Origin of the sequence: Phenylobacterium sp. (assembly GCF_020253645.1) — a bacterium.
GTDB lineage: Bacteria > Pseudomonadota > Alphaproteobacteria > Caulobacterales > Caulobacteraceae > Phenylobacterium.
Window position 1 is genome coordinate 1 of sequence record NZ_JADCBG010000126.1, and the last position, 9592, is coordinate 9592.

The following is a 9592-nucleotide window of genomic DNA, read 5'->3' on the forward strand; positions in this document are numbered from 1 at the left end:
CTCTTGAGGGGGAGGTGGACCGCGAAGCGGGCCGGAGGGCGGTCAGCGGTCTCACGGGCGCACACGCCCGCGGCTCAGTCCTGCAGCCGACGGACCCGGTAGAGGCCGAGGGCGCCGACGAGGCCCGCCGCCGCCATGCCGGTCATGGCCAGGTAGCCATGGGCCCCGACCGCATCGAACAGCGGCCCGGAGGCCAGGGTGGCCAGGCCGCTCAGGATTCCGCCCTGCAGGGCGGCGTTGACCAGCTGGGCGGCTGAGGCCGTCTGCGGGCCCGACAGCCGGGCCGCCAGCTGGATCGAGGCCAGGAAGACGGCGCTGTAGGTCAGGGCGTGCAGGGCCTGGAGCGGGACCAGCACCCACAGCGGCGGCGACAGCGCCAGAAGGCTCCATCGCAGGACGCCCGCAACGCCGCCGATGATCAGCAGGTTCCGGGGGCCGAGCCGCCTCTGAAGTCTGGCCCCGAACCACAGGAAGGCGACCTCCACCGCCACCCCGACGCCCCAGAGCAGGCCGGTCAGGTTCTCGGGCAGGCCCTGCGCCTTCCAGGCGAGGGCCGAGAAGGCGTAGTAGAAGGCGTGGGCGGACTGGATCAGGCCTGCCGAGCCGACGGCGAGAAGGAAGACCGGGTCCCGCACCAGGGTCTTCAGTCCCTCCAGGCCGCCGCCGCCTCCACGGCCCGCCGCGGCGGGGCCGGGCGCCGTGTCCGCCGGCAGCAGGAAACGGGCGCAGACCGCCGTCAGGCCGGCGGCGAAGATCATCCAAGCCAGGGCGACATCCACGGAAACCGCTGTGACAAGGGCGCCGGTCGCAATGGCCGCACCGATGTAGGCCGCCGACCCCAGGCCCCTGGGCAGGCCATAGTTGAAGCCCTCCGCCTGGGCGCGCGACAGGGCGATGACGTCGATCAGGGGCGGCAGGGCGAGATAGAGGCTGGCGGCCAGAAGCCAGGCTAGGGCGAGGGCCGGCAGGCCGTCCAGTCCGGCCAGGGCGAGATAGGTCACGCAGGTCCCGACCGCCAGCCAGGCGATGGGCGTTCGGCGCAGACGGAACCGGTCGGCCCACAGGGCCAGGGCCGGAGAGGTCAGGATCTGGAACAGCATGGGCAGGGACAGGACGAGCCCCACCTGGGCGCCCGTCAGTCCCTTCTCGCTCAGCCAGACCGGCATGAAGGGCGTGCTGGCGGCGCTGCCCACGTAGAGAGCGGCGTAGACCAGGCCGAGGCGAAGGGTGGTGGGCATGACCTCCGCTAGCGCGAGTCGGCGGCAGGCGCCCCGGGGCTAGGCTTGCGGCGGACGCCGGCGGACGCCAGATAGGCCAGACCCTTCAGGAGCCCCCCCATGACCCGGTCCCGTCCCTTCCGGCCATTCCCAACGGCCGCGGCCGTCGCCCTGGTCCTCGCCGTCCCGGGCCTCGCCCTGGCCGACCCCTCCCTGCCGGCGCCGGCCTCCATGCCTGTACCCGACACCGATTTCGTGCTCGACATCGGCCTCGCCGCCCGGCTCGTCCCGACCTATCCGGGGGCCGGCGAGATGACGGTCCGCGCCCGTCCCCTGTTCGGTGTGGAGCGGCTGACCCTGCCCCTGGCGGGTGTGGTGGGCGGCGGCGCCGCCGAGGGCGTCTTCTTCTATCCGGCCTTCCGGTACCAGGGCGAGCGCCGGGCTTCCGACGACGCCGACCTGGCGGGAATGCGCGATGTCGACGGCTCGCTGGGCCTCGGCCTGGGCGCCGGGGTGAACCGCAAGACCTGGCGGGCCTTCGCCGAGGTCCGCGCGGGGGTGATGGGGTATAGCGGCCTGACCGCCCGGGCCGGGGCGGACCTCATCTGGTCGCCCTCTCCTGCGACCTTGATGGCGATCGGGCCCCGGATCGACCTGGCGGGCCGGGACTATGCCCGGACCTGGTTGGGCGTGACCCCCGCCGAGGCCGCCGCCTCCGGCGGGAAGCTGACCGCCTACGCCCCGGACGGAGGCCTGGCCAGCGCGGGCCTCGCCGCCAGCTGGGGGCGGGCGATCAGCGACCGGGCCATGCTTCAGGTCGAGGCCGGATGGGACCGGCGGCTGGGCGATATCGAAAAGAGCCCCCTGGTCCGGCGCGGCGAGCGGGACGCGGTCTTCGTCTCCACAGGCGTGACCTGGCGCTTCGGCTTCGGCGGGTCCTGATCCGGTCCGAAACGGACTTGGCCCCGGCGCCGGGGTCTGGTGAGGATGGGGCTCCGCTTCCGGGGATCCCACATGACCGACCTCAACACCCGCATCCACGACGCTGAAAGCCGCCTGCTCGAGGAACTGCGTCGCCAGCGCCGCCTCCTCAGGGAGGCGACCGAGGACGGCGCGGGCGTCTCTATCGGTCAGAAGGTGGCTGACGCCGTAGCCGCCACCATCGGCTCCTGGCCCTTCATCATCATCCAGTCCGTCCTGCTGGCGGGCTGGGTGACCCTCAACGTGATCGCCTGGATCCAGCATTGGGATCCCTACCCCTTCATCCTCCTGAACCTCGCCCTGTCCTTCCAGGCCGCCTATGCCGGGCCCTTCATCCTGATGAGCCAGAACCGGCAGCAGGACATTGACCGCCGCAAGGCCGAGACCGACTACCAGGTCAATGTGAAGGCCGAGCTGGAGATCGAGCTCCTGCACACCAAGATCGACGCTCTCAAGGAACAGGAACTGGCCGACATCGCCCGCGCGGTCCGGAGCCTCACCGAAGCCCTGGAGACCCGGCGCACTTGAACCCGGGCGGCGGCGCGGCGGCGCGGAGTTCGGGCCCTGGACCGTGTTTCGGCGCTGTTGGACAGGTCAGGGATTGAGGGTCAGCTGGCGGGACTTCGCGAGGAGGGGCCTGGTGCGGGCGGTGATCACCGCGCCGCCGCAGTAACGATCTGAAACGCCCGGAGTTCGTCCGCACACCTCAAGATCACCCCCAAGACCCAGCCACAGGCCGCCAGAACACGCCTTCAGCGCCTCTCCGGGGCCATGGACGGAGACCTGCAGGGGTCCCCCTCGGAAGGTGGACCGCGCAGCGGGCTGGAGGGGGTCTGCTGAGGGGCCGTCGACCCCCCCCAGTGCGGCCTCGCCCCGGCGCGTCTCAGTCGCCGCTGAACTTTCCCGGCCGCTTCTCGAAGAAGGCCGCCACTCCCTCGCGGAAGTCGTCGCTCAGGCGCGTCAGCAGGTACTGGTCGCGGTCCATGAAGGTGGCGGCGTGGTGGTTGGCCTTGTCGAGGGCGTCCACCGCCTCCTTGGTCATGCGCACCGGCAGGGGCGGCAGGGCGGCGACCTTGGCGGCCCAGGCCCGCGCCGCCTCGAGCGCGCCGCCGGGGGGAACGACCTCCTCGCAGAAGCCCCAGGCCAGGCCCTCGGCGGCGTGGACGGCTTCGCCGAATATGACGAACTGCTTGGCCCGGGCCGGGCCGACCAGGGCGTGGATGCGCGGGATGGACCGCCAGCTCATGTTGATGCCCAGGGGCACCTCCGGCAGGCGCAGGTAGGCGCCCTCGCCCAGGATGCGGAAGTCACAGGCCAGGACCAGGGCGCAGCCGCCGCCGATGCAGTAGCCCTCGATGGCGGCGATGGTCACCGCCTCCACCTGCTCCCAGGCCTCGCACATGTCCGGGCCGGCCATCACCGCCTCCCGGGTCTCCAGGAGGGTCGGCCGCCGCCGCTCGCCCTGGGCGGCCAGGTCCGCGCCGGCGCTGAAATAGCGATCCGAGCCGGTCAGGATGACCGTGGAGATGTCGGTCCGCCGCCGGATGGCGCGGGCGAACTCGGTCAGCTCCACCATCAGGCCGGTGTTCAGGGCGTTGCGGGCGTCGGGCCGGTGCAGGCGCACCACCACGGTGGGGCCCTCCGGCTCCACCTTCAGGAAGCGCCAGTCGCGGGTGACGGGATCGTCCATTCTACTTCACCAGTTCGAAGACGCCGCTGACCGTGATGCTGAGGTTCAGCTCGCCGGGGGCGACGGGGGTGGGCGCGGCCTCGGCCATGGGGGCGGCCATGGCGTAGGCCTTCATCATCGGCCGGGGCTGGGGGACAAAGCCGCCCTCGGACAAAGCGGTCAGGCGTATGCCGGTGTGGCCGGTGGCCCGGGCATAGAGGTCGGCCTTGGCCTTCAGGGCCTTCACCGCCGCCTCCCGGGCGGCGTTCTCGGCGGCCAGCGGGTCGGCCAGGCCGAAGCTGACCTGGCCGGCGGAGTTGGCCCCGGCGCCGACCGAGGCGTCCAGCACCGGGCCGAGGCGGGCCAGGTCGCGCACCGTGGCCGTCACCTGGTTGGCGGCCTGGTAGCCCCGCAGCGCCGGCGGCTGGCCATTGGGATAGTCGTACTGGGGCGAGATCGACAGGCCGCTGGTCTGGAGGTCGCGGTCAGCCAGGCCCGCCCTCTTCAGGGCGGCCATCACCCGGGTCATCCGCTCGGCGTTGAGCCGCAGGGCCTCCCCGGCGGTGGGCGCCTCGGTGATCACGCCGAGGGAGAGAGAGGCCATGTCCGGCGCCCTGCGGCTCACGCCCTCGGCGGACACTGTCAGGGTGGCGGGGCCGGGCGCCTCCTGGGCCCGGGCGGGGGGCGCCGCCGCGAAAGGCAGGGCCAGAGCCAGGGCAAGGGCCAGGACGGGGGCGGATGCGGTCTTCATGCGGGCGCTCCTCAATGCAGGTTGAGCCTAGGACGCCCCCGTCCCCGCGCCAACCCTCCGCGCCCCGCCCTGAACCGGCGCTGAACGCCCTGGAGCCTTCCGACAGGCCGGCCGCCATGCTAACCGGGCGCGGGGGCCTGTAGCTCAATGGTTAGAGCCGACCGCTCATAACGGTCTGGTTGCAGGTTCGAGTCCTGCCGGGCCCACCAGCCTTCACTCGCTTCGCGAGCTTCGGCTCGGCAAGCCAGCCCAGGGGGGTGGGGGCGAAGCTAGGGGAGGCTGCCGCGACGAAGCCCGGAGGGCGGAGTCGGGCTGGCGCAGGCATTATCGGAGGCTCAGGAATGACCTACGTTTACATCCTTCGAAGCCTGCAAACGCCCGAGCGCTTTTACGTCGGCGTGACGGGCGATCTGCGGTCACGGCTTAAACGTCACAACGCCGGCGAGGTCTCCCATACGTCGAAGTTCGCGCCTTGGGAGATCAAGACCTACGTGGCCTTCTCCGAAGAAGGGCAGGCCCATGCCTTCGAAAGATATCTCAAATCGGGGTCCGGGCGCGCCTTCGCGATGAAGCGTCTGTAGCGCGCTTACCCCGCCCGCCAGATCGGCGGCGCGCGTGGGCAACTCTCGATATCTGGATCGATGCTGCGCTCCCAGCCCGCCGGGCATCCCTCCGCTATCGCCTGGTCGTGCCGCCCCAGCAGCAGCAGGAAGTGACCCAGGGAAGAGCCGGCGGCCCAGCGCGGCCGCTCGAAAAGGTCCTCGTGATCAAAGAAGTAGACCGCCGGGCTCGCCGCGCCGGAGGACAGGTCCAGGCCGTAGAGGCTCCCGGCGCCATCCGAGAAGATCGGGACCGCCTGAACCGGCAGCAGGGCCCGAAGCATACCCTCCCGTCGCCGCTCAGGGCGTTCATTCCACTTCGGGAGGATGGCCCTGAAGTCGCCGACAGCCTCGACGCCTTCCCGGTAGAAGGCCTCGAGGTCGGCGGGCATCTGGTCGCCGAGGAGCGCCCGGACGTAGGCCACGAGGCCGTCCGGACTTCCACCCCGCCGCCGGTGAAGCGCGCCCTGGGCTTCAAGTGAGTGGCAGGCTTCGTGAACCGAGATGTTCATTTTTCGCTCCATCGTCGGGGCCGGGAGGCGCGATCGCAGTCCGCCGGGGCGCCGGGTCGATCCCGTGACATTGCGACTTGAAGGAGTGCATCGCGTTCTTAAGATGACGCCATGCCAGCGCCTCTTATCCACCTGAACGGGCCACCGGGCGTGGGCAAGCTTACAATTGGGCGCCATCTGGCGCCCATGATCGGTGCGCGACTTCTCGACAATCATTCCGTCTATGATGTTGCTTTCGCGCTCACGGAGTTCAGGTCGCCAGAATTCTACGAGACCGTTCGGGCAGTTCGAAACCTCGCCTACGCACGGATTCTGAGTCTACCGCCGTCAGTAAGCGTCATCATCACCGGGGCCGATTTTGAGGATTCAGACTGGGGACAAGAGAGCTGGAACGAAGTGCTGGCTCTGGCGACGCGCCGGGGCGGCATACTCCTTGCCGTCCACCTTTCCTGCGATCCTGCGGAACATCGCCGCCGGATTGTGACGGAGGGCAGGATCGCAAGAGGCAAGTTGAGCGACCCCACAGGCGTGGAGGACCTATCCCGCCGTCGCCTGGCCGGTCAGGGCGCCGCCCAAACGCTCAATCTGGACATCACTCAAGAGTCTGCGGATCGTGTTGCCGGACGGATTGTCGATTGGCTGTCTTCAAACCACCTCCGGCCGGTCTGATCCGTGCTCGTCATCTACGCCAAACTCGAGATCTCCGCTCGTGATCGGGTGGAAATTGAGGACATCCGCCAACGTTTCGACCGCCTGCAGGGAAGGGTAGAACCCCACTTCACCCTCGTCTTCCCGTTCGCGGGCGTTCCGCTGGACGATGTGCTGGATCATGCCAGGTCCATCGCCGCGGGTGTCGCCCCGATCCCGTTCCGGCTTGCCGGGGTTGCGGCTGTTCCCGATCCGCTGAGCCCGGCGGCTCATCTGTTCCTTCTGCCCGACGAAGGCGATCAGACCATTTCCGACCTTCATGACAGGCTTTACAGCGGGGTGCTGGCGAGAAACCTTCACCCCACGGCCGTCTATCTCCCTCACGTCACCGTCGGTCGTTTCGAAAGATACGAGGATGCAAAGACGGCGGCGGCGTCTCTCCCGGCCGTAGACATCCCAGGGAGGCTTTCCGTCATGACGATCGGGGACTTCGACGGGGAAGGGGTAGAAGACCTCCACAATGTGAGGCTAGGCGCGCCCTAGGCTCATCCCACTTGTCACCCGACCCCCCATCCCCATTGCCTCCGCCCTCCAAACCCCCTTCTATGCCGCCCGCCCCGTCCGCGACGGACGGCCACACATAAGGGGAAACACCGATGTTCTCGCACATCATGATCGGCACCAATAACCTGGAGAAGGCCAAGACCTTCTATGACGCCGTGCTCGGCACGCTGGGCGTGCCGCCGGCGCGGGTGGACGGGCACCGGATCTTCTACATCACGCCCACGGGCATCTTCTCGGTAAGCCTGCCGATCAATGGCGAGCCGGCCACCGCCGGCAACGGCGGCACCATCGGCTTCGCCTGCACCACGCCGGCCCAGGCCGACGCCTGGCATGCGGCGGGCGTCGCCTCGGGCGGGACCACCTGCGAGGACCCGCCCGGCGTGCGCGAGGGCGGCCAGGGCAAGCTCTACCTGGCCTACCTCCGCGATCCGGACGGCAACAAGCTGTGCGCCCTGCACCGCATGTGATCCGGGCCTGAGACGGCCCTGTACGAAATCGGGCGGCGTCCTTCACGGGGCGCCGCCTTTTTCGTATGCAGAGCCCTTAACCCTGCGGCGGGAAACGCTCCAGCAGGGCGGCGGCCCGGGGCGGGCGGGGGAGGAGGACGCAAGCGCAGGCCTCGCAGAATGCGCACTCGAAGGAACAAATGAAGGCAGCGGCCTGGTCAGTTGGCATTGCGGCTTCGCGCACTTCTCCACAGCCCTAGGCCGTTAAGGGCATCCAGCTTTAAAATTGCTATCCATTATCTCTGTGAGGATGGTTAAATAGACCATCACGGAAACCTATAGAAAAATCCATAATATAGTTCATAGAATTAGACATGAGAAACAAAAACATTAGAAAAATGAAACAATATCGGACCCATCTCGGCAGTGATTTGAACTTATCCCGGAGATTATTGAATTCTGAAGTCACTTTCATTTCCGATCTCCAATTTGGAAAGACGCGCACATGAAATCTATTTTTCCTTCAGATTGCGAATTAGAGACCTCATGGCTTCTCTTGACGCACGGGAAAAGAAAACTGCAAGGTAGAGTGAATACCATTTTCCGGGCTTGCCAAGCGCTATTTGAACGCTCTGCGAATTGTAGGCTGGCCGCTGACAGGTCGGTCGGTCTGCGTGTTACTCACCCATGAGAGGCGCTGCCGCCGCGCTGGTCTCGAGACTAGCCCGAGGACGGCCACTCATTACCAAGCGCCGCCTTGTAAGACTCTGGTGTGAAGGGCGGCCGGGTAGTCGTGTAATTCGGCATTCCCGAACACGGGGCGTCACCCCTGCGGCGGGAAGCGCTCCAGCAGGGCGGCGGCCCGGGGCGGGCGGGGCAGGAGGACGCCGGAACAGTTCGGGCAGGCGCCGGCCAGCTCGCCCCCGGCGCAAGCCTCGCAGAAGGTGCACTCGAAGGAGCAGATGAAGGCGCCGGTCCGGTCGGCGGGGAGGGCGGCGGCGCACCGCTCGCAGGCGGGTTTCATCTTCAGCATTCAGAGCTCGATCATGTCGAAGTCCGACTTGGGCGTCCCGCAGAGGGGGCAGATCCAGTCGGCGGGGATGTCGGCCCAGCGGGTGCCGGGGGCCAGGCCCTCCGGCGGGTCGCCGAACTCTTCCTCGTAGATGTAGCCGCAGGTGCGGCACTGCCAGGTCTTGAAGGCCTCGGCCATGGGGGGCCTCCGGCTCAGCTCATCCTGAAGCGGATGGGCACCGACTTGGGGCCGCAGACGAAGTTGGCGACCATGTTGCGGGGCGCGCCGTCCAGCTCCACGGCCTCGAGGCGGGGCAGGAGTTCCTCCCAGAGGATGCGCATCTCCATCCGCGCCAGGTGCTGGCCCAGGCAGACATGGGCGCCGTAGCCAAAGGCCACGTGCTTGTTGGGGCTGCGGGTGACGTCGAACCGGAAGGGGTCGGCGAACTGGGCCTCGTCCCGGTTGCCCGAGGGGTAGCAGAGCATCATCCAGTCGCCCTGGGCGATCTTCTTCCCCGCCAGCTCGGCGTCGGCGGTGGCGGTGCGCATGAAGTGCTTCACCGGCGTGACCCAGCGGATGGACTCCTCCACCAGGCCCGGGATCAGGGAAGGGTCGGCCTTGACCTTCCGGAACTGGTCCGGGTTCTCGGCCAGGGCCCACAGGGCGCCGGCGGTGGTGGACGAGGTGGTGTCGTGCCCGGCGGTGGCGGCGATGATGTAGTAGCTCATGGCCTCCAGGTGGCCGAGGGGCGCGCCGTTCACCTGGCCGTTGGCGATCACGCTGGCCAGGTCGTCGCGGGGGCTCTTCCGGCGATCCTCGGTGATGGCGTTGAAATACATCATGAAGTCCATGACGACGGCCTGGATGGTGTCGACGCCGTTGGCGCTGATGGTCATCTCCTCGCCGGTCCGGTTGAGGTCCGGGTCGGCGCTGCCGAACAGCTCCTGGGTCAGCTTGAGCATGCGCGGCTCGTCCGCTTCCGGCACGCCGATCACCTCCATGATGACATGCAGGGGGTAGAGGAAGGCCACGTCCCGGGCGAAGTCGCAGCGGTCGCCCTGCGCCGCCATCCGGTCGACAAAGCCCCGGGCGATCTCGCGGATGCGGTCCTCGAGCTTGCGCAGGTTCTGCGGCATGAACCAGCCCTGGGTCAGGCGCCGGTAGGCCATGTGGTCGGGGTTGTCCATCTGGAC

At 68.4% G+C, this 9592-nt stretch carries 14 protein-coding genes and 1 tRNA gene; 7 read left to right on the forward strand and 8 right to left on the reverse strand.

Features of this window, described 5'->3' with window-relative positions:
• Positions 1 to 74 precede the first annotated feature (74 nt).
• Positions 75 to 1238, reverse strand: a complete 1164-nt coding sequence (locus INE98_RS08840; protein WP_293538305.1) for an MFS transporter — start codon at positions 1236 to 1238, stop codon at positions 75 to 77.
• 99 nt (positions 1239 to 1337) lie between these two features.
• Here INE98_RS08840 and INE98_RS08845 point away from each other — a divergent pair, with 99 nt between their 5' ends.
• Positions 1338 to 2159 (forward strand): MipA/OmpV family protein, encoded by an 822-nt coding sequence (locus INE98_RS08845; protein WP_293538307.1) that lies wholly within the window; start codon positions 1338 to 1340, stop codon positions 2157 to 2159.
• A gap of 72 nt (positions 2160 to 2231) precedes the next feature.
• Positions 2232 to 2726, forward strand: a complete 495-nt coding sequence (locus INE98_RS08850) for a DUF1003 domain-containing protein (protein WP_293538309.1) — start codon at positions 2232 to 2234, stop codon at positions 2724 to 2726.
• Between the two features lie 355 nt (positions 2727 to 3081).
• Here the strand turns inward: INE98_RS08850 and INE98_RS08855 are convergent, their stop codons facing one another.
• Positions 3082 to 3888, reverse strand: coding sequence for an enoyl-CoA hydratase/isomerase family protein (locus tag INE98_RS08855; RefSeq protein WP_293538311.1), 807 nt, complete (start codon positions 3886 to 3888; stop codon positions 3082 to 3084).
• Between the two features lies 1 nt (position 3889).
• Positions 3890 to 4618, reverse strand: a complete 729-nt coding sequence (locus INE98_RS08860) for an SIMPL domain-containing protein (protein WP_293538312.1) — start codon at positions 4616 to 4618, stop codon at positions 3890 to 3892.
• A 133-nt stretch (positions 4619 to 4751) separates the two neighbouring features.
• Here INE98_RS08860 and INE98_RS08865 point away from each other — a divergent pair.
• Positions 4752 to 4827: transfer RNA gene (locus INE98_RS08865), tRNA-Ile, on the forward strand.
• A 132-nt stretch (positions 4828 to 4959) separates the two neighbouring features.
• A complete protein-coding gene (locus INE98_RS08870; RefSeq protein WP_293538314.1) occupies positions 4960 to 5199 on the forward strand; it encodes a GIY-YIG nuclease family protein in 240 nt (79 codons plus the stop codon).
• Positions 5200 to 5204: 5 nt separating this feature from the next.
• Here INE98_RS08870 and INE98_RS08875 read toward each other — a convergent pair whose 3' ends face one another.
• Positions 5205 to 5729, reverse strand: coding sequence for an SMI1/KNR4 family protein (locus tag INE98_RS08875; protein WP_293538315.1), 525 nt, complete (start codon positions 5727 to 5729; stop codon positions 5205 to 5207).
• 111 nt (positions 5730 to 5840) lie between these two features.
• On the opposite strand from INE98_RS08875, the gene INE98_RS08880 reads away from it, so the two are divergent.
• The 3 genes from INE98_RS08880 to INE98_RS08890 all read left to right on the forward strand — a co-directional run bounded on the left by INE98_RS08880 (position 5841) and on the right by INE98_RS08890 (position 7408).
• On the forward strand, positions 5841 to 6398 hold the full coding sequence (locus INE98_RS08880) for an AAA family ATPase (protein WP_293538317.1): 558 nt from the start codon (positions 5841 to 5843) through the stop codon (positions 6396 to 6398).
• A gap of 3 nt (positions 6399 to 6401) precedes the next feature.
• The gene (locus INE98_RS08885; protein WP_293538319.1) at positions 6402 to 6920 is read left to right on the forward strand and encodes a 2'-5' RNA ligase family protein; all 519 of its coding nucleotides are present in this window, start codon (positions 6402 to 6404) and stop codon (positions 6918 to 6920) included.
• 113 nt (positions 6921 to 7033) lie between these two features.
• Positions 7034 to 7408 carry a VOC family protein gene (locus tag INE98_RS08890; RefSeq protein WP_293538320.1) on the forward strand — a complete coding sequence of 125 codons (375 nt, stop codon included), beginning with the start codon at positions 7034 to 7036 and terminating at the stop codon, positions 7406 to 7408.
• 76 nt (positions 7409 to 7484) lie between these two features.
• Here the strand turns inward: INE98_RS08890 and INE98_RS08895 are convergent, their stop codons facing one another.
• From INE98_RS08895 to INE98_RS08910, 4 genes are all read right to left on the reverse strand, one after another.
• The gene (locus INE98_RS08895; RefSeq protein WP_367120180.1) at positions 7485 to 7631 is read right to left on the reverse strand and encodes a DUF1272 domain-containing protein; all 147 of its coding nucleotides are present in this window, start codon (positions 7629 to 7631) and stop codon (positions 7485 to 7487) included.
• 579 nt (positions 7632 to 8210) lie between these two features.
• Complete coding sequence (locus tag INE98_RS08900) at positions 8211 to 8420, reverse strand: DUF1272 domain-containing protein (RefSeq protein ID WP_293538324.1); 210 nt, start codon at positions 8418 to 8420, stop codon at positions 8211 to 8213.
• Positions 8421 to 8597, reverse strand: a complete 177-nt coding sequence (locus tag INE98_RS08905; RefSeq protein WP_110449545.1) for a rubredoxin — start codon at positions 8595 to 8597, stop codon at positions 8421 to 8423. It abuts the gene before it with no gap.
• A gap of 14 nt (positions 8598 to 8611) precedes the next feature.
• Positions 8612 to 9592, reverse strand: a 981-nt coding sequence (locus INE98_RS08910; protein ID WP_293538326.1) for a cytochrome P450, incomplete at its 5' end; no start/stop codon positions are given.

What these genes read in the sequence shown, in the direction of transcription:
- INE98_RS08840 (WP_293538305.1), bottom strand. Translation starts at nt 1,238, where the DNA reads ATGCCCACCACCCTTCGCCTCGGCCTGGTCTACGCCGCTCTCTACGTG.
- INE98_RS08845 (WP_293538307.1), top strand. Translation starts at nt 1,338, where the DNA reads ATGACCCGGTCCCGTCCCTTCCGGCCATTCCCAACGGCCGCGGCCGTC.
- INE98_RS08850 (WP_293538309.1), top strand. Translation starts at nt 2,232, where the DNA reads ATGACCGACCTCAACACCCGCATCCACGACGCTGAAAGCCGCCTGCTC.
- INE98_RS08855 (WP_293538311.1), bottom strand. Translation starts at nt 3,888, where the DNA reads ATGGACGATCCCGTCACCCGCGACTGGCGCTTCCTGAAGGTGGAGCCG.
- INE98_RS08860 (WP_293538312.1), bottom strand. Translation starts at nt 4,618, where the DNA reads ATGAAGACCGCATCCGCCCCCGTCCTGGCCCTTGCCCTGGCTCTGGCC.
- INE98_RS08870 (WP_293538314.1), top strand. Translation starts at nt 4,960, where the DNA reads ATGACCTACGTTTACATCCTTCGAAGCCTGCAAACGCCCGAGCGCTTT.
- INE98_RS08875 (WP_293538315.1), bottom strand. Translation starts at nt 5,729, where the DNA reads ATGAACATCTCGGTTCACGAAGCCTGCCACTCACTTGAAGCCCAGGGC.
- INE98_RS08880 (WP_293538317.1), top strand. Translation starts at nt 5,841, where the DNA reads ATGCCAGCGCCTCTTATCCACCTGAACGGGCCACCGGGCGTGGGCAAG.
- INE98_RS08890 (WP_293538320.1), top strand. Translation starts at nt 7,034, where the DNA reads ATGTTCTCGCACATCATGATCGGCACCAATAACCTGGAGAAGGCCAAG.
- INE98_RS08900 (WP_293538324.1), bottom strand. Translation starts at nt 8,420, where the DNA reads ATGCTGAAGATGAAACCCGCCTGCGAGCGGTGCGCCGCCGCCCTCCCC.
- INE98_RS08905 (WP_110449545.1), bottom strand. Translation starts at nt 8,597, where the DNA reads ATGGCCGAGGCCTTCAAGACCTGGCAGTGCCGCACCTGCGGCTACATC.